18 protein-coding genes and 2 pseudogenes are annotated in these 18,139 nt (G+C 66.2%); 17 read left to right on the top strand and 3 right to left on the bottom strand.

Annotated elements, in window-relative coordinates; genetic code table 11:
- Nucleotides 1–554 precede the first annotated feature (554 nt).
- The 3 genes and pseudogenes from ACSQ89_RS21080 to ACSQ89_RS21070 all read left to right on the top strand — a co-directional run.
- Nucleotides 555–2,636, top strand: coding sequence for an LTA synthase family protein (locus tag ACSQ89_RS21080; RefSeq protein WP_436290858.1), 2,082 nt, complete (start codon nt 555–557; stop codon nt 2,634–2,636).
- 29 nt (nt 2,637–2,665) lie between these two features.
- Nucleotides 2,666–2,893 (top strand): annotated as a pseudogene (locus ACSQ89_RS21075) (FCD domain-containing protein); the annotation flags it as partial.
- A 2-nt stretch (nt 2,894–2,895) separates the two neighbouring features.
- Nucleotides 2,896–3,177: pseudogene (locus ACSQ89_RS21070) on the top strand (ABC transporter substrate-binding protein); the annotation flags it as partial.
- Nucleotides 3,178–3,213: 36 nt separating this feature from the next.
- Here ACSQ89_RS21070 and ACSQ89_RS21065 read toward each other — a convergent pair.
- Nucleotides 3,214–3,897 carry a GntR family transcriptional regulator gene (locus ACSQ89_RS21065; protein WP_212733612.1) on the bottom strand — a complete coding sequence of 228 codons (684 nt, stop codon included), beginning with the start codon at nt 3,895–3,897 and terminating at the stop codon, nt 3,214–3,216.
- Nucleotides 3,898–4,041: 144 nt separating this feature from the next.
- Here ACSQ89_RS21065 and ACSQ89_RS21060 point away from each other — a divergent pair, with 144 nt between their 5' ends.
- The 9 genes from ACSQ89_RS21060 (at nt 4,042) to ACSQ89_RS21020 (ending at nt 12,826) form a co-directional block, all read left to right on the top strand.
- Nucleotides 4,042–5,457: an FAD-binding oxidoreductase gene (locus ACSQ89_RS21060; protein ID WP_436290859.1), complete on the top strand. Its 1,416-nt coding sequence runs from the start codon at nt 4,042–4,044 to the stop codon at nt 5,455–5,457.
- Nucleotides 5,458–5,459: 2 nt separating this feature from the next.
- On the top strand, nt 5,460–6,005 hold the full coding sequence (locus tag ACSQ89_RS21055) for a TRAP transporter small permease (RefSeq protein WP_093102736.1): 546 nt from the start codon (nt 5,460–5,462) through the stop codon (nt 6,003–6,005).
- Nucleotides 6,002–7,279 carry a TRAP transporter large permease gene (locus tag ACSQ89_RS21050; RefSeq protein WP_093102738.1) on the top strand — a complete coding sequence of 426 codons (1,278 nt, stop codon included), beginning with the start codon at nt 6,002–6,004 and terminating at the stop codon, nt 7,277–7,279. Before ACSQ89_RS21055 ends, ACSQ89_RS21050 begins: the two co-directional genes overlap by 4 nt.
- Nucleotides 7,280–7,305: 26 nt before the next feature.
- The gene (locus ACSQ89_RS21045; protein ID WP_436290860.1) at nt 7,306–8,325 is read left to right on the top strand and encodes a TRAP transporter substrate-binding protein; all 1,020 of its coding nucleotides are present in this window, start codon (nt 7,306–7,308) and stop codon (nt 8,323–8,325) included.
- Between the two features lie 16 nt (nt 8,326–8,341).
- Nucleotides 8,342–9,121, top strand: a complete 780-nt coding sequence (locus ACSQ89_RS21040) for an SDR family oxidoreductase (protein ID WP_436290861.1) — start codon at nt 8,342–8,344, stop codon at nt 9,119–9,121.
- Entirely contained in the window at nt 9,118–9,918 is an 801-nt protein-coding gene (locus ACSQ89_RS21035) for an SDR family NAD(P)-dependent oxidoreductase (protein ID WP_436290862.1), read from the top strand. Before ACSQ89_RS21040 ends, ACSQ89_RS21035 begins: the two co-directional genes overlap by 4 nt.
- A 1-nt stretch (nt 9,919) precedes the next feature.
- Entirely contained in the window at nt 9,920–10,783 is an 864-nt protein-coding gene (locus tag ACSQ89_RS21030) for an isocitrate lyase/PEP mutase family protein (RefSeq protein WP_436290863.1), read from the top strand.
- 200 nt (nt 10,784–10,983) lie between these two features.
- Nucleotides 10,984–11,901, top strand: coding sequence for a dihydrodipicolinate synthase family protein (locus ACSQ89_RS21025; protein WP_436290864.1), 918 nt, complete (start codon nt 10,984–10,986; stop codon nt 11,899–11,901).
- Nucleotides 11,902–11,905: 4 nt separating this feature from the next.
- On the top strand, nt 11,906–12,826 hold the full coding sequence (locus ACSQ89_RS21020) for a ribokinase (RefSeq protein ID WP_436290865.1): 921 nt from the start codon (nt 11,906–11,908) through the stop codon (nt 12,824–12,826).
- Between the two features lie 46 nt (nt 12,827–12,872).
- Here ACSQ89_RS21020 and ACSQ89_RS21015 read toward each other — a convergent pair whose 3' ends face one another.
- Together ACSQ89_RS21015 and ACSQ89_RS21010 are read right to left on the bottom strand one after the other, a co-directional pair.
- Nucleotides 12,873–13,004: a hypothetical protein gene (locus ACSQ89_RS21015; RefSeq protein ID WP_436290866.1), complete on the bottom strand. Its 132-nt coding sequence runs from the start codon at nt 13,002–13,004 to the stop codon at nt 12,873–12,875.
- Nucleotides 13,005–13,046: 42 nt separating this feature from the next.
- A complete protein-coding gene (locus tag ACSQ89_RS21010; protein WP_436290867.1) occupies nt 13,047–14,039 on the bottom strand; it encodes a GlxA family transcriptional regulator in 993 nt (330 codons plus the stop codon).
- 147 nt (nt 14,040–14,186) lie between these two features.
- On the opposite strand from ACSQ89_RS21010, the gene ACSQ89_RS21005 reads away from it, so the two are divergent.
- From ACSQ89_RS21005 to ACSQ89_RS20985, 5 genes are all read left to right on the top strand, one after another.
- Complete coding sequence (locus ACSQ89_RS21005; protein WP_436291118.1) at nt 14,187–14,960, top strand: enoyl-CoA hydratase/isomerase family protein; 774 nt, start codon at nt 14,187–14,189, stop codon at nt 14,958–14,960.
- A 9-nt stretch (nt 14,961–14,969) separates the two neighbouring features.
- A complete protein-coding gene (locus tag ACSQ89_RS21000; protein WP_436296353.1) occupies nt 14,970–15,653 on the top strand; it encodes a glutathione S-transferase N-terminal domain-containing protein in 684 nt (227 codons plus the stop codon).
- Between the two features lie 2 nt (nt 15,654–15,655).
- Nucleotides 15,656–16,276 (top strand): DsbA family protein, encoded by a 621-nt coding sequence (locus ACSQ89_RS20995; protein ID WP_436290869.1) that lies wholly within the window; start codon nt 15,656–15,658, stop codon nt 16,274–16,276.
- Nucleotide 16,277: 1 nt separating this feature from the next.
- Complete coding sequence (locus ACSQ89_RS20990; RefSeq protein WP_436290870.1) at nt 16,278–16,931, top strand: amidohydrolase family protein; 654 nt, start codon at nt 16,278–16,280, stop codon at nt 16,929–16,931.
- Between the two features lie 94 nt (nt 16,932–17,025).
- Nucleotides 17,026–18,081 carry a lysophospholipase gene (locus ACSQ89_RS20985; protein ID WP_436290871.1) on the top strand — a complete coding sequence of 352 codons (1,056 nt, stop codon included), beginning with the start codon at nt 17,026–17,028 and terminating at the stop codon, nt 18,079–18,081.
- The last annotated feature ends 58 nt before the right edge of the window (nt 18,082–18,139 follow it).

Here is an 18,139-nt window from a genome sequence, read left to right as displayed (position 1 = left end):
CCCAGCGGCAGAAGGTCGGAGGGAGCCGTCCTGATGAGCGACTCTGTGAAAGTTTGGAATAGGTATGCAGCGAGGTTGGGGGAGACTCCTTGATGGTCGCCTATTGACCTCTGGCTGCAGCCCGGTCGCGCATCTCCGGAGTGACTTCGAACAATCGGGTAAGAAATTCAGACGGGCTTGCGCTGGCCTCGTGCGCGCCAACCGCCGGCTTCAGCAAGCCCTGGGGTTCCATAGGGATGTGGCTGCTGATCCGGATCTCGGCGAGTTCGCGTGCTGAATCAGTGGACCTTAAGACTGCATCCGGCGGGAGTACGATGCGGAACCAACGGGAACTAAAGTTGTCCTCCTCAAAGACTCCGGCGCTGACGCGTCGCAGGCGTCGAACTCCAGCACTGAACAGGCATTCCGGCGGGGTGTCCGATGCGCATCGCGATCGACACACAGTCCCGGCGGGCGGGCCACTCGGAACGGCTGGCAAGGGTCCCTGGCAAGTCGCTTGGGTGTTGCTCGTTCCCTTGGCACTTTGGTTGGGTCTCGCCAAGACCGCATTGGTCATGGATGCGCTGCTCGCGGCGCCGGAAGATGGCGCCGGATGGGTGGCGCTGTTGAAATGGCTCTGGTGGTTCGTTTCCCTGCGCTTCCTGCTCGCGTTGCTCGCGGGCTATGCGATCCAGAGACTGGTGATGCCGCGACACCGATGGGTGTTCTTGCCGATCGCCGCCGCTATCTCGGTCACACTCGCGCTCGCGTTTCCGCAAACAAGTCCCGACGAGACCCTGGACCGGACGTTGCGCGTGTGGGCAATCATCGCGGCCGGCCAGGTGACGGGCCTGGCCGCCTGCTTGTGGCGCGACGCCATCTCCATCGGCTTGACGGCGCTCGCGATGGGGCTGGTGCTCGCACTCACGCCGAGGCGGGCTCAGCGCGGCATCGTGCACTTGCTGCAGTTGCTCGTGCTGCTGCTGTGCGCTTTGGTCGGCATCGACCTGGCCTATCAGCTCGCCACCGGGCAGCCCGGCAGTTTGAGGGTTCTGTTGTTCGCCGTTTTGAACGCCAAGGAACTGGCGCCGCTTGTTGCGTCGGAAACGACTCCCTTCCGGGTGCTGGCCATCGCGGGCGGCATCCTCGTCGCCGCGGCCTGGGCTTGGCGCCAACGTGCGCTGGCCAGCACGCCCTTGTTCGGTGGGCCGCGCGCGTTCTTGGGTGGCGCGGTAGCGCTGGCGCTCTCGTTGGCGATCGTGCTGCCGACCCCGGCCCATGGCGTGCTGCCGCTGCTGCGGCACACCGAGGGCACGCTCATCACGCTGGCCATGACCGCCGCCCCTACGCTCGCCCACGATGTTCAAGTGAAAGTGGCACAAGAGTTCGAACGGACGCACAAGCCGCGCTGGCACAGCGCCCACATGGCGCTCAAGGAGACCGAGAAGACGAATCGCCGGAACGTTGTGATCGTGATGCTGGAGTCTGTGCGCGCGGAGTCGACGACTCTGCACACGCCGGCGCTGCAGACGATGCCGTTTCTATGGAATCTGGCCAGCAAGAGCCTCGTGGTCGAGGACATGACCGCAGTCATTCCGCGCACCGCGGCGGCGTGGATGGCTGTGCTCGGCGGCCAGTATCCGTTGGCCAACGAGGGCACCCAAAGCTGGGCCAACGAGAACCGCAACCAACCTCGCATTCGCTCGCTGCCCTCCGTCCTGCGCGACGTGGGCTATGCGACCAGCTTCTTCACCCCCACGGATTTGCGATTCCAGAATGACCTCGACGTCATCGACACCTTCAACTTCGAGTTCATCCAGACCGAACAGGAGCTCATTCACCCAGAGGCCGAACGCGTCACCTATTTCGGCATCGCGGACGAGTGGATGGTCCAGCCCATCCTTGACTGGACAGCTGCTCAATCCAGGGCCAAGCGTCCGTTCTTTACCGCCATCATGACCAACGTGGGCCACCACAATTTCGAGACGCCCTCGACGTGGCTGAAGATGAGGTTCGAAGGTGTTTCCAATCCCAAGCTGGAGGCCTACTACAACTGCCTGCGTTATATCGATGGCGTGCTTTCGACCCTCATCGAGGGCTACCGGCGCCTGGGGGTGCTCGACGACACCATCCTCATCATCGTAGGCGATCACGGACAGATGTTCGACGAACATGGCGCCAGGCAGATTCACAACGCCATTTATCAAGAGGGCCTGCATGTCCCGGCGCTGATCTACGCGCCCGGGATGGCACTGCAGCCCGGTACGGTACGCGGTCCCCGCCAGCAGATCGACATCCTCCCGACCATCGTCGAACTGCTCGGTTATCGCGTCGAAGGCGCCGAACTGCCTGGCCAGTCGCTTCTGCATGCAGTCGATGCGAGTCGGAAGCTTTTTTACACAAGCAGCATCGACTGGTCGTTTCTCAGTGCCCGACGCGGTCAGCGCAAATACATCTACAGCTTCGACCGCCAGCCGATGGAGGTGTTCGACCTCGACAAGGATCCCAAGGAACTGGTCGCGCTCGCCGATATCGACGCTCAAGAGTTGGCGAGCACGAAGCAGGACATGCTCGAGTGGCGCATGCATGCGGAACTGTCGATGCTTGCCCGTCCCAGCGATGGCGCCGATCCGTTGAGTCCTTGGCTTCGCCAATGATGGATTGGTCCTGGCCGGCTTCATTCCATGTCATCGCGCGCTGCCGTGCTGCAGAAAAGCATCTTCTCGAAGGCGGAATCCAGACCGATACCGCGGACCAACTCCACGATCGCGGCGTGCGCTTCCACGAATCGCTGGTCGAAGGGTCCGGCAATGCCTTCATCATTGACACGATCCGGCGCGTGAATCGCGTGAGACGCCTCTTGTCGTATCGATCGATGCAGGATCGCGGCCGCTACAAGGAGCACTGCCAGCAGCGTCGCCCACCGTTGTTCAAACCTTCATCGAACAAAACCTGGACGTGGCCGCCGGCGTGAAGCAGCAGCTTGAGTCAGATTGCCGCAAGCACGCCGGACTCCGTCTATTACCCGGTCGCTTCATGGTGATCCAGCAAGCCATGGGGGTGCCGAAAACAAGAGGAGCGGGCGCCGCGCGTGCACTTCACGTTTTCGTCGAAGAGATGAAGGACAGCGGGTTCGTCGCCGACGCATTGCAACGTCACGGCATTGAGGGCGCCTCTGTTGCGCCGAATGAGGCATAGGTCAAGGCCTGCCGTCCGCGGCGTCATGTTGCCGCTTCACGCGGCGGCGCGCGCCTTGAGGTTGGCGACGTAGCTGTTGCGCGTGCCGGTGACGTGGGCGCGCATCAGCGCTTCGAAGGCGGCGAAGTCGCCGGCACGAAACAGCGCCAGCAGATTCGAGTGCTGCTCGAAGCCGGCCGTGTGCAGCACGTCGGCCGGCGCCGACAGGTGCGTGCGCAGCGCGGCGATCTTGGTCGCGGCGGTGGCGTAGGCGGCCTGCATGTACGGGTTGCCGCAATGCTCGAAGAAGGCCTCGTGCAGCCGCGTGTCAGCGCGGCCGTAGCGCACTGCGTCGCGCGCGGCGCGCGCCTCCTCCATCTCGTCGATCGCCGCCTGCAGCGCCGCGGCGGTGGCTTCGCGCCCGTTCTGGTAGGCGAGCTCGGCCGCGCGCGGCTCCAGCAGGCAACGGAATTCGCAGATCGCGGCGATGTCGGCCTCGCTGGGCTCGAACACATAGCTGCCACGTTGCGGCCGGATCACCACCAGGCCGGCCAGCTGCAGTTGGTTCAGCGCTTCGCGCACCGGGGTGCGGCTGACACCGAAGGAGCTCGCCAGCGACTCCTCCGGAATCATCTCCCCCAGCGCGAACTCGCCGTCGATGATGGCTTCGCGCAGGCGCTGTGCCACGAGGGCCGCGAGTGATTTGGGAGCTTCGATCTTGAATCGGTTGGATGCAGACACGGTGCGATGGAGGCTGATGGAGTCGGGCAGGGCACCCAGGGGCTTATAGCCGACCTGCGGGCGCAGGGAGTAGCCCGGGGAAATACTAATGCTCTAGTGCCTTACATACAAGATGATGCGCTCATCTCTTTCGAACGGATGCCCATGACGCTCACGCTTTCGCCCGCCGTGCCGCCGTCCTTGCTCGCGCTGCGCGAGGTGCTCGGCGCCTCCGCCGTGCTCTTTGGCGACGAGGTGCCGCAGCGCAACCGCAACGACTGGAGCACCCAGCCGCCGACGCGCCCGCTGGCGGTGGTGCGGCCGGTGGATGCGGCGGGCGTCTCGGCTGCCCTGGTCGCCTGCCGCGAAGCCGGCGTGCCGGTGGTGCCGCAAGGCGGCCTGACCGGCCTGTGCGGCGGTGCGCGGCCGGAAGACGGCTGGGTGGCACTGTCGCTGGAGCGCATGGTCGGCGTCGAGGAGATCGACCCCGCGAGCGCCACCATGACGGTGTGGGCCGGAACGCCGCTCGAGCTGGTGCAGCGCGCAGCCGCCGAAGCCGGCTTCTATTTCGCGCTCGACCTCGGCGCGCGCGGCTCCTGCGCCATCGGCGGCAACCTGTCGACCAACGCGGGCGGCAACCGCGTGATCCGCTACGGCATGGCACGCGAGCTGGTGCTCGGCCTGGAGGTGGTGCTGCCCGACGGCACGGTGATGACCAGCCTCAACAAGATGCTGAAGAACAACGCCGGCTACGACCTCAAGCACCTGTTCATCGGCAGCGAGGGAACGCTGGGCATCATCACCCGCATCGTGCTGCGGCTGCACCCGCAGCCGGGCTGCACGCTGTCGGCGCTGTGCGCCGTGCCTGACTACGACAGCGTGGTGCGCCTGCTGGGCGCCGCGCGCGGCGGACTGGGGCCGTTGCTTTCGGCCTTCGAGGTCATGTGGCCCGACTACTGGCAGGTGGTGACCGAGCGGGTGGGCGTGCGCGATCCGCTGACCGGCGGCGCACCGCACGGACACTATGTGCTGGTGGAGGCCCAGGGCACCGACGAGGCGATCGACGGCCCGCGTTTCCAGCGCTGGCTCGAGCGCCTGATGGAAGAGGGCGTGCTGGCCGACGCGGTGGTTGCGCAGTCGATGGCCGATACGCAGTCGTTCTGGGCGCTGCGCGATGCCTGCGCCGAGTTCTTCCCCACCTTGGGCCCGCACGTCTCCTACGACGTCGGCCTGGCGGTGAAGTCGATGGATGCCTACGTGCGTGCCTGCAAGGCGGCGCTGGCCGCGCGCATCCCCGGCTGCGAGAGCGTCTATTACGGGCACATCGGCGACGGCAACCTGCACCTGGTGGCGTGGGTTCGCGGCCTGTCGATCGAGCAGCAGCCCAAGGATGCGATGGACGAGGTGATCTACGGCCTGGTGCGCGAGTTCGGCGGCACGGTATCGGCCGAGCATGGCATCGGCACGGCGAAGAAGCGCTGGCTCGGCTATGCGCGCAGCGCCGAGGAGATCGCGCTGATGAAGACGCTGAAGGCGGCCCTCGACCCCGCGGGCCTGCTCAACCCCGGCAAGGTGGTGTGAGCATGGGCCGCGTCTGGGTCGACCGCCTGTTCAAGGGCATCGAGGCGGTGCTTGCGGCCTTGCTGCTGGGCATGGTGCTGATGGTGTTCGGCAACGTGGTGCTGCGCTACGCGTTCAACTCCGGCATCCAGGTGTCCGAGGAGCTGTCGCGCTTCTTCTTCGTCTGGCTCACCTTCATCGGCGCCATCGTCGCGATGCGCGACGGCGCCCACCTGGGCATGGACGGCTTCGTCAGCCGCCTGTCGCGGCGCGGCAAGCTGGCCTGCCTGGCGGCCAGCCAGGCGATCGTGCTGATTTGCTGCGTGATGCTGTTCTGGGGCACCTGGCAGCAGCACGAGGTCAATGCCACCACCAAGGCGCCGGTCACCGAGATCTCGATGATCTGGGTCTTCGGCGTCGGCTACCTGACCAGCGTGGCGATCGGCGCCCACGCGCTGCACGCGCTGTGGCGCATCGCCACCGGCCGACTGCGCGACGACGAACTGGTGCAGGTGACGGAGAGCGAGGAAATCCCGCACGAGGTCGCTCATCCGGGAGCCCGGCCATGACGATCGCCGTCTTCACCATCTCGCTGCTCGGCGCCATGATGCTGGGCGCGCCGATTGCCTTCGCGCTGCTGATCTGCGGCGGCGCCCTGATGGTCGCCCAGGGCCAGATCGACACCACCATCCTGTCGCAGAAGCTGGTGGAGGGCGCGGACAGCTTCCCGCTGCTGGCGATCCCCTTCTTCATACTGGCCGGCGAGCTGATGAACGCCGGCGGCATCTCGCGGCGCATCGTCAACTTCGCGCTGGCCTGGGTCGGCCACCTGCGCGGCGGCCTCGGGCTGGTGGCGATCTTCGCCTCGGTGGTGATGGCGGCGATCTCCGGCAGCGCCGCCGCCGACGCCGCGGCCATCGGGGCGATGCTGATTCCGATGATGCGACAGGCCGGCTACGACGTGCCGCGCTCGGCCGGGCTGATCGCCGCCGGCGGCGTGATCGCGCCGGTGATTCCGCCGTCGATCGGACTGATCGTGTTCGGCGTCATCGCCAACGTGTCGATCGGCAAGCTGTTCCTCGCCGGCATCGTGCCGGGGCTGATGATGGGCCTGTCGCTGGTCATCGCCTGGCAGTGGGTGGCGCGGCGCGACAAGGTGGCGGTGCAGCCGCGCCAGTCGATGGCCGCGCGCGGCCGCGCCGCGGTCGACGGCATCTGGGCGCTGCTGATGCCGCTGGGGATCATCGGGGGGCTCAAGTTCGGCATCTTCACGCCCACCGAAGCCGGCGTGGCGGCCTGCGTCTACGCCTTCGTGCTCGGCGCCTTTGTCTATCGCGAGCTGAGCGCGCGCCAGTGCTACGGCCTGCTCGTGGCGGCCGCGAAGAGCACCGCCGTGGTGGTGTTCCTGATCGCAGCGGCGCTGGTGTCGGCCTGGCTGATCACCACCTCCGAGGTGCCGGCGCAGGTGGCAGCGATGCTCGAACCCTTCATGGGCAACAAGATCCTCCTGATGCTGGTGATCATGGTCATCGTGGTGATCGTCGGCACCGCGCTCGACTTCGCGCCCACGCTGATGATCCTCACGCCCGTGCTGATGCCGGTGGTCAAGCAGGCGGGCATCGATCCGGTGTACTTCGGCGTGCTGTTCATCATGAACAACGCCATCGGCCTGATCACGCCGCCGGTGGGCATCGTGCTCAACGTGATGTGCGGCGTGGCGAAGATCTCGATGCGGGACCTGATGCGCGGCCTGTGGCCCTTCCTCTGGGCCGAACTCATCGTGCTGCTGCTGCTGGTGCTGTTTCCGGCGCTGGTGCTGGTGCCGCTCAAGTGGCTGAGCTGATTTTTCACACATAAAGGAGACATACGATGACGATCCGTTCTTCCCGCCTTTCCCGATTCGTTGCCGTGGCCTTGGCCGCCGGTGTTGCAGCCGGGGCCGCACAGGCCCAGTTCAAGGAGCGCAACTTCCGCGTCTCCAACGGCGTGAGCAAGGAGCACCCGATGGGCAACGGCCTCGCCAAGATGGGCGCCTGCACGCTCGAGAAGAGCGGCGGCAAGATGAAGATTCAGCCCTTCTGGGACGGCGCATTGGGCAACGACCTCACCGGCACGCAGAGCGTGCGCACGGGCTCGCTCGAGATGGTGATCACCTCGACCGCGCCGGTGGTCTCGATCGTGCCGGAGCTGGGCGTGTTCGATCTGCCCTTCCTCTTCAACACTTCCAGCGAGGCCGACAAGGTGCTCGACGGCAAGGTCGGCGACTGGTTCGCCGCCAAGCTGCCGGCGGTCGGCCTCGTCAATCTCGCCTGGTGGGAGAACGGCTTTCGCCACACGACCAACTCGAAGCGGCCGATCAACAAGGTCGAGGATTTCGACGGCGTGAAGATGCGCGTGATGCAGAACACCATCTTCCTCGACACCTTCAAGACCCTGGGCAGCAACGCGGTGCCGATGGCCTTCACCGAGGTCTACTCGGCGCTCGAGACCAAGACGGTGGACGGCCAGGAGAACCCCTTCACCAACATCGAGAACATGAAGTTCTACGAGGTGCAGAAGTACCTCACGCTGACCAAGCACGCGTACAGCCCGACGCTGGTGCTGTTCTCCCGCAAGATCTGGGACACGCTCTCGCCGCAGGAGCAGACCACGCTGCGCGAATGCGCGCTGCAAGGCCGCGACGAGCAGCGCCGCGCCAACCGCGCCATGGAAGCGCGCAGCGTGGACAACCTCAAGGCGAAGGGCATGGCGGTCAACGAGATCGCGCCGGCCGAGATGCAGCGCATCCGCGATCGCTCGAGCGTGATCTATGAGCGCCACGCCAAGGCCATCGGAGGCGAGGCGATCACCATGGTCACCTCCGAGCTCAAGCGCATCCGCGGCAACTGAGGCGAGGGTGTCGACGATGAGTCTTTCCGGAAAGGTCGCCTGGGTCACGGGCGGCGGCAGCGGCATCGGATGGGCCGGCGCGACCGAACTGGCCGTTGCCGGTTGCCGGGTCGTCATCTCCGGGCGCGAGGCGCCCAAGCTCGACGCGGGCATCGAGGCCGCCGAGCGCCTCGGCGCGCCACGTGGCGCCATCACGGCCGCGCCGCTGGACGTGGCGGATGCGACGGCCGTCGCGGTGGTGGCGCGGACGATCGAGGCCGAGCTAGGCCGCATCGACATCCTCGTCAACAGCGCCGGCATCAACTTCCCCAAGCGCTACTGGTGCGAAACCGACGCGGCCACCTTCGAGCAGGTGGTCGCCGTCAACCTGAACGGCGCCACCTACTGCACGCTGGCGGTGGCCAAGGGCATGCGGGCGCGCCGCGAGGGCACGGTGATCAACGTCGCCTCCTTCGCGGGCTGGCACTACGAGTACCTGACCGGACCGGCCTACACCGCCAGCAAGGCCGCGTTGATGGCGCTCACGCATTCCTTCAACATTGAGGAGTGCGTCAACGGCCTGCGCGCCACCGCGCTGTGCCCGGGCGAAGTCGCCACGCCGATCCTGAAGAAGCGGCCGGTGCAGCCGACCGACGCGGAGAAGGCGCGCATGCTCCAGGAGGCGGACCTGGGGCGCACGATCCGCTTCATCGCCGAGATGCCGCCGCACGTCTGCATCAACGAGCTGGTGATCTCTCCGGTGTGGAACCGCACCTACGTTGCCGGCGAAGCGCTGCAGCGCAAGACGGCGCCATGACGCAGGCCGCAAGCGCAGGGCCGGTGGTGGCCATCACCGGCGCAGGGCAGGGCATCGGCCGCGCGCTGGCGCGGGCCTTCGCGCAGCGGGGCGCGCGGGTGGTCGTCTCCGACATCGATGCCGCCTCCTGCGCGGAGGCAGCCAGCGAGCTGCAGGCCCCCGGCGTGCCGGCCGACGTGACGCGTGCCGAGGATTGCGCGGCACTGGTCGGGCGCACGGTCGACGCATTCGGCCGCCTCGACGTGATGGTCTGTAACGCCGGCATCATGCAGCTCAAGCCGCTGCTCGAACTGGATGGCAGCGACTGGGACCGCATGCTCGGCGTCAACGTGAAGGGCAGCTTCCTCACGCTGCAGGCGGCGGCGCGGCAGATGCTGGCGCAGCCGCCGCTGGCCGAAGGCCGGCCGCGCGGCAAGATCCTGCTGATGGCGTCGATCGCCGGCCGCAGCGGCGCCGGCGCGATCGCGGCGGTGATCCCGCATTACCGCGCCAGCAAGGCGGCGGTGATCAGCCTCACCCAGTCGGCGGCCATCGCCTTCGCGCCGCAGATCACCGTCAACGCGATCTGCCCCGGGCTGGTGGAGACCGACATGTGGCAGCGCATGGACCGCGACTGGACCGCGCTGCAGGGCGTGCCCCGGGGCCAGGCGTGGCAGCAGCGCGTGGCGGCCGTGCCCATGGGCCGGGCGCAGACCCCCGAGGATGTGGCCGACCTGGCGATGTTTCTCGCTTCGCAGGCCGCCGACTACATGACGGGCCAGTCGATCAACATCGACGGCGGCCTGATGATGAATTGAGATGACCCCACATCCCGCACTGTCCCTCAAGGCGCTGCTTGCCGGCGGCTCCATCGTCCAGGCGCCCGGCGCCTACGACGCGTTGAGTGCGCGGCAGATCGAGCGCGCCGGCTTCCCGGCCATCTACATGACCGGCTTCGGCGCCACCGCGTCGCGGCTGGGCCAGCCCGACATCGGCCTCTTGACCCAGACCGAAATGACCGGCCACGCGCGCGACATGGTGCGCGCCGTCGGCGTGCCGGTGATCGCCGATGCCGACACCGGTTACGGCGGCCCGTCGAACATCGAGCGCACGGTGCGCGAGTACGTCCAGTCCGGCGTGGCCGCCATCCACCTCGAGGACCAGGTGGCGCCGAAGCGCTGCGGCCAGATGGCCGGCATCCGCCTGATCGATGCGCGCGAGAACGAGCGTCGGCTGCGCTGCGCGGTCGCTGCACGCGGTAGCGATCCCATGCTGATCATCGGGCGCACCGATGCGCTGCCCGCCGCCGGCATCGACGAAGCGCTGGCGCGCGCCCGGCGCTGGCAGGACGCGGGCGTCGACCTGGTCTTCGTCGACGGCATCAAGAAGATCGCCGAGGTGGAGGCCGTGGCGCGGCAGCTGCCCGGGCCGAAGATCGTCTCCATCGTCGACGGCAACGAGACCACTGCGCTGAGCGCGTCCGATCTGCAGGCCATGGGCTTTGCCGTGGTGCTGTACGCCGTGACCGCGCTCTTCAGCGCGGCGCTGGCCGTCGAGCAGGCGCTGGCCCGCCTGCGGCAGGACGGCACGCCGCGCGATGTTCCCTCGCTGGCCTATGCCGACTTCACCCGCATCGTCGGCCTGCCGGCCCACCAGCGGCTCGACGTGCAGTTCGGTGCATGAATGACGCTCTCCCCCAGGCTTGCCCACATCGTGTGGCCGCCACCCCCCTCACTGGGGGCAACACCAGCGGCCCGGCAAAGCCGGTTCCGCGGTGTTCCCCGAACGGGCCTCGCATCGCCGGCCGGGTGTCATGCGCCTTGGACTATTGAGATGCATCGCTTCCCTGACCCCTTCTATTTCTTCTTGAGAAAGTCCCGACCGTGAACATCGTCTCTCCCGTTCCCTATGCCGGCATCTGGCCCGCGCTGCTGACCCCGCTCGATGCGAAGCTCGACATCGACATTCCGCGTTTCGCCTCGCACGCACTGCGCCTGATCGACGCCGGCTGCACCGGCGTCACGCCCTTCGGCACCACCGGCGAAGGGCCTTCCTTCAGCGTGGCCGAGCGCATGGATGCATTGGCTGGCCTGGTGGCGCGGGGCGTACCGGCGGGGCGCGTCCTGGTCTCCACCAGCTGCGCCGCACTGCCGGATGCGCTGGCGCTGACCCGGCACGCGGTCGAGCTGGGTGCCTACGGCTGCCTGCTGCTGCCGCCCTTCTTTCTGAAGGGCGTGTCCGACCAGGGTGTGATCGACGCCTACCGGTGGATCATCGACGGCGTTGGCGATGCACGGCTGCGCATCGTGCTCTATCACATCCCGCAAGTATCGGGCGTGGGGTTGAGCCACCACGTGATCCGCACGCTGAAGACGCTGTACCCGGACACGATCGTGGGTCTCAAGGACAGCGGCTGCCGGCGCGAGGATTCGCTGGCCTACGCCGAGGCGTTCATGCCGCCGATGCAGGTGTGGGTGGGCAACGAGCCCGATCTCCAGACCCTGGCCGCACGCGGCAGCGTCGGCGCCGTCAGCGGCATCGCCAATGTCATGCCGCGCCTCGTGCAACGCCTGGTGAAGGGCTCCGGCGAGCCGGCCGCCGATCAGCAGCGCGTGCTCGCGCTGCTCCAGATCCTCGGCGGCTACGGCCTGACGGCGGCCTTCAAGGGTGTGATGGCGCTGCAGGGCGATGCGCCGGGCTGGATGCGCGTGCGTGCGCCGCTGGTGGCACTGGACGCGGCCGAATACGAGCGGCTGGCGGCGCAGCTGCGCGCCTTCGGCATCGACCGCGACCGGGACTGAGCGCATGGCTGCCACGGTAGTCTGCATCGCGAGCTGGAATGCCGACCTCGTGTCGCGCATCCCGCGGCCGCTGGCGCGCGGCGAGACGCTGATGGCGGACAGCTTCGAGATCAGCCCCGGCGGCAAGGGCTCGAACGCCGCGGTCGCGGCGGCGCGCCAGGGCGCTGCCGTGGCCGTCGTGGCCCGCATCGGCGACGACGATTTCGGCCGCATGGCGCTCGAGCTGTGGCAGGCCGAGGGCATCGACGTGCGTCACGTGGAGCGCGCCGCCGGCGAGCGCAGTGGTGTCGCGCAGATCCACGTGTTCGACGACGGCGACAACGCGATCTCCGTGTTTCGCGGCGCCGGTGCCGGCCTCGGCGCGGCGCATGCACGGGCCGCGGCCGGCACCATGGCGGTCTGCCGGGTGGTGATGGCCTCGTGCGAGGTGCCGCTCGGCTGCACGCTCCAGGCCTTCCGGCAGGCGCGCGGCCTCGGTGCGCTGACGCTGCTCAATCCGGCGCCGGCCATGCCCTTGCCCGACGAACTGCTGCCGCTGGTCGACGTGCTCACGCCCAATGAAGGCGAGCTGGCCGCGCTGGCCGGTCCGGCCGCGGCCTCCGTCGACGAGGCGGCGGCGCTGCTGCTGGCACGCGGCGTGGGCGCCATCGTGGTCACGCTCGGCGGCGCCGGCTGCCGTCTCTATCGGCGTGGCGAGTCCCCGCAGCAGGAGCCGGGGCATCGCGTGCCGGTGGTGGACACCATCGGCGCGGGCGACACCTTCACCGGGGCATTGGCCGCCGCGCTGGCGCGCGGCGAGCTGCTGCCCTCGGCGATGCGACTTGCCAACGCTGCGGCGGCGCAATCGGTAAGTGGCCGTGGAGCGATCGATGGCATGCCTCGGCGGCACGAATCGGACGCACTGCTGGCCAGGCGCATTGCGTAGAAGCGTATGCGCGCGAACCGGGATTGCCGAGCGATCGAAGGGCTGCCTACTTGTTGCGCGCGATCACTTCGGGCATCGCCGAAGAGTGGTGGTGGGCGATCAGCCATTGGCCGTTCTGCCACTCGTAGACGAGCACGCGCCGGAGCATGAACAACAGATGAACGAGAGGTCGGGACATCCGTCCCTGACTCGAGATTTCCCACTCGTGAGGGTTGGCAGTTCAATGCCCTGGATCCGGCCGGAAGCGGTCTCTATAAGCGCCCGGGCTCATGCCGATGCGCTGCTTGAAAAGCCTGGAGAACGAACTTGTGTCGCCGTACCCGACCTGGCCGGCGACATCCTCCACGTTGAGGGCGCTGGTTTCAAGCAACGCGCGGGCGGATTCGAGGCGAAGATCCTGCAGGTACGCGAGCGGAGTCTGATCGAGTGCCGATCTGAACCGTCGGATCAGCGTCCTGTCGCTGATTCCGAGCGCCTCCGCCAGGTCCGAGATTCGCAGATCTCTGTCCATGTTGCGCTGCAGCCATTGTTGGGCGCGGTGTACGAGCGAGTCGGAATGGCTTCGCTGAACCAGGAGGGGAATGTAGGGAATCTGACTCGTCTGGCTCACGTCGATCAACATGCTTTTCGCGCATCGCGAAGACACGGCTGGTCCGATGAATCGCTCAACCACACGGATCGCCTGCAGCAGGTAGGAGGCCGAGGCGCCCGCGCAGATCAGCCGGTCAGCCTCGGTCAGGACCGGACGCAGTTGCAGGTCCACATTCGGGAACTTGGCCCTGAATTGCCGCTCGAGCCACCAGGTGGTCGTGGCTGCGCGGCCGTCGAGCAAGCCAGTCTGCGCAAGAAGGAACGTGCCGGTGCAATTGGCCGCTATCCATGAACCCGCGCGCCACTGGCGGACAAGCCACGCGCAGGCGTCCGATTGCCTTTCCAGGAGCCGATCGAACTCGCGATGCCCCCGGTAGTGAATGCTCGGGACGAAGATCACGTCGAATCGCTGCCGCTGCTTGATTTGCTGCGTCTGAAGCGACAGGCCATTGCTTGCCATCGCTGGCGCGCCGGACGGCGAGACGAATTGCCACTCGAAGAGCGCAGCGGCGCAATCGTCCTGGCGTCGCAGGTGCGCATTCGCGATCTGAAGAATGTCAGCGAAGCCTCCAACGCTGGACGCATAGCAGTCATCGAAAGCCAGAATGGCAGCGCTTGGCATGATTGTCGGAAGTCGCACAGTTGTAGTCAGTTTCGCCAATGTACACCCGGTGTCGGGTTTCCTAAAGTGGGGGGCAGGCGGCGTTCGGCCTGGATACGAAGTTCAGGACCGGCAATCCGCCGCCGGTCGCTCAACAAAGGAGACTTCATGGCTTGGAATATCGAGGTGGTGGATGGATGCGCCGTCGTGCGCATGAACACCAACAAGGTCAACGTGCAGAACGATCAGTTCTTTGCCGACCTGCACGGCGCCTTCGATCGGCTCGAACGCGAGTTCGGCGATCTGCCGGTCGTGCTCACCGGCCAGGGCGATGTCTTCTCTGCAGGTATCGACTTCCAGTACAGCTTCGAGATTTTCGGCAGCGGAAGCGAGGAGAAGGTTCGCGACTGGTATCGGGCATACCGGCAAACCAACCTGCGGATCTTCCAGTATCCGAGGCCTACGGTCGCGGCGGTGAACGGACATGCCATCGCCGGAGGGCTGATCACCGCGCTGGACTGCGACTTCCGGATCGCCGCGCGAAAGCCGGCACGCTTCGGGCTGAACGAAGTGCCCATCGGCATCCCGATGCCTGCGGCCTACGTCGAGATCATCAAGTACGCCCTGGGCGATCAGGTCGGGGCTCTGGCAACTTTGCGTGGAAAGCTCTATGGGCTCGAAGAAGCGCAGCGCCTCGGGTTCTTTCACGAGGTCGTGGAACCCGATCAACTGCTTGCGACGGCGATCGACTACGCCAAGTGCATCACGCCTGACTGCAACACGGCCTACGCCATGTCCAAGAAGGCGCTGCAGGATGGCGTGATGAGGCAGATTGCAGAGCGAACGGTGAGCCTGGACGAGCGCCTGCCTGTCGGCATGAGCGACGAAGGCAATCGTCGCGCGCAAGATCGCCGGCGCCAAGAGATCATGCGCAAGCGGTAGACGCGCCAAGTGATCGACCTCTACAGCTGGCCGGCTCCGAATGGGCACAAGGCGCACATCGTGGTTGAAGAGTTGGGGATTCCCTACCGGATCATTCCCATCGACATCACCAGTGGCGCTCAGCACGAAGAAAACTACCGTGCAATCAATCCGAACGGCAAGATCCCGGCCATCGTGGATCACGCGCCGCTGGACGGCGGGGAGCCCGTCACGGTCTTCGAGACCGGGGCCATCCTGCTGTACCTGGCGGAAAAGGAAGGCCGCTTCATTCCTTCGGACCTGCGGCAGCGCAGCGAAGTGATCCAGTGGCTGTTCTGGCAAGTCGGCGGACTGGGTCCGATGATGGGCCAGGCCCAGCACTTCCTTCGTTATGCGTCGGAGTCCGTGCCCTATGGGGTGAGCAGGTACCAGAACGAGACGCGGCGACTTCTGAAGGTCATGGATGACCGGCTGGAGGGCCGGGAGTATCTCTGCGGTACTTACTCCATTGCCGACATGGCTTGCTTTCCCTGGATCCGCATTCACAAGATGACCGGGGTCGCGCTGTCCGATTTTCCTCGTGTCGAGGCTTGGTACGGGCGAGTGCGCAGCAGGCCGGCGGTAGGGCGTGCGATGGACCTGCTGAGAGACCGCTGGGTGGATGTCACCAAGTCCGCAGAAGCCAAGCGAAATCTCTTCCGCGCACCTGACTGATCATGAACGAGCACAACGAGCAGGTCGTCGATGCATTCGTCGACCTGCGCAGTCCCTACACCTACCTGGCGCTGCAGCCCGCGCGGACCCTGGCGCAGCAAAGCGGGGTGGCCTTCGAGTGGTGGCCGTTCATCACCGACTTTCGATCGGCGTACGGCGGAGAAGTCGAACAACGCTCGAGCCGTGATGTCGCGAAGCTGAAATACCTCTACATGGACTGCCGCCGATTGGCCGAAAGGCAGGGCCTCACGATCCGTTCCACAACCAAACTGTGGGACGCGACGCTTGCAAGCCAGGCTCTGCTGTTCGCCAAGAGCAAGCGCCGTCTTTGGGAATTCTGTGATCCGCTTTTGGCGGCGTTCTGGCGCAGAGAGTTCGATCTGGAGTCGCCAGCGCAGATAGAAGCAGCACTTGTCCATGCCGGGCTGGCGCCGCGCGAATGGCATGAATACCTGGAGGTACGCGCAATGCGTGACATGACAGCGGCGACGCAGCGAGCCGAAGCGCTTTGTGTTTTCGGCGCCCCTACCTTTGTCTATCGAGGTGAGCTGTTCTGGGGCGGGGATCGGCTGGATCTTCTAGCCAACGCCCTGAGTTCTCGCGAGAACAAGCTAGGCAACTGAAATGTTGCCGCAGGAATCTTATCGGCCGCCGGAAATCGTCGATGCGTGGATGCAGTTCCCAAACGAGGGGTACCTTCTGGATCCCATGTTCGACTCCCTGCGCAGATGGCCTACTGCGTGGAAGATGCTGGCGCAGGACAACCCCGGAGTGACTCACGAGGAGGCGCTGGGCACATTCCGCTCCCAAGGGGTCTCGCAGGTTATCGCCAGCGCCTGGTGGGGGCCTGGTGGTCCGATGATCACGAACGACGAGGTCGCGCGCGCGGTAAGGGCAAATCCCGAATACGTCGTCGGAGTGGCATCCGTCGACATAGGCAAGCCGATGGCTGCGGTGCGGGAGTTGCGCCGCTGCGTGAAGGAACTGGGCTTCAAAGGCCTCCGCGTTTTGCCTTGGTTATGGGGGCTGCCGCCGGACGATCGCAGGTACTACTCCCTGTATGCCGAGTGCATCGAGTTGGACATCACGTTCTGCCTTCAAGTCGGTCATGCGGGGCCAATGAAACCTTCGGAGCCCGGACGGCCCATCCCGTACCTGGACAACGTTGCGCACGACTTCCCGGAGTTGCGCATCGTTGGAGGACACATTGGAAGTGCTCCGACAAATATGCCGAACCGCTGTCCGGGCACGACGCGGGGCCCCAAGACACGTTCATGAGCGGATCCGATGGGTTCATTTGCTTTACTCGTTGGACAGGCCGAGTTCGAGCTTCTCTAATTCCTGCGTCACTGCAAGAACGAGGAGACGCTTCATGCTTCACATGTCCGGAAAGGTCGCCGCCGCGGCCTGCGCGCTTGTGGTCGGATGCGGGAGCATCGGGGCCGCCGCCGCGGCCTCGATCGGCGGGCCCCTGAACCTGGCCGACGAAGGAATGTTCTTCGTCAACGGGAAGGCCGTCACTTCCAAACATCCGGGGGTTTCGCCTGCCGGTCCGGTTCGCCCAGGGACGGTGACAGTCAACCAGATGTACGTGCACTATCGCGTCCCCGCAAGCAGAACCAGCGCCATCCCCATCGTGCTGGTGCATGGCGGTGGGCTGACCGGCATGAGCTACGAGACCACTCCCGACGGACGGGAGGGGTGGGCAACCTACCTCGTGCGCAAGGGGCATGCCGTCTACGTCGTCGACACGCCCGGGCGCGGACGCTCCGGCTTCAACTCGACAGCCATCAACGAGGCCAAGGCCGAGGGAAGCGTCTCGGGGCTGCCCGCCAGCGTGTTGATGGTGACTGCCGAACTTGCCTGGCCTCTCTTTCGCTTCGGGCCTTCGCACGGAACGGCGTATCCGGATACCCAGTTCCCGGTCGAGGCGTTCCCGCGATTCGCTTCCCAGGGCGTGCCTTTTGCCGAGGCCATGCTCGAGGGAGGTGGCATGGGCACGGCCCCGCAGGCGCTCGCGGCGCTGCTGGACGATATCGGGCCCGCGATCGTCGTGGTGCACTCGCTGGCGGGGCCCTTTGCCGATGCCTTGGTCGGTCTGCGTCCCGCCCTGGTCAAGGCGGTCGTCAACATCGAGGGTGCGCAGTCGGTCGTTCCCACCGACGCGCAGATCGCGGCCTACAGAGGTGTCCCCGTGCTGGAACTGTTCGGCGACCATCTCGACGCTCCCGTGTTCACGGGCCAGCCTCGCTACGAGGCACGCAAGGCCGTGGTCGAGCGGATCAATCGCCTCGAGGCAGGCAGGGCGAGCCTGGTGCGGCTTCCCGACGTGGGCATCAAAGGCAACTCGCACATGATGATGCAGGACAAGAACAACCTGGAGGTGGCTGACTTCATCCTGCGCTGGATCGCGGACAAGGTGCGCTGAGTCATCCTCCGGCGTTGGGTGACGGCAATGACGAGGCCGAACCAGCTCCTGTCCGACC

The sequence above is a fragment of the Variovorax sp. LjRoot175 genome, assembly GCF_964253805.1.
Taxonomy (GTDB): domain Bacteria; phylum Pseudomonadota; class Gammaproteobacteria; order Burkholderiales; family Burkholderiaceae_C; genus Variovorax.
This window is presented reverse-complemented; position numbering and strand designations above follow the sequence as displayed.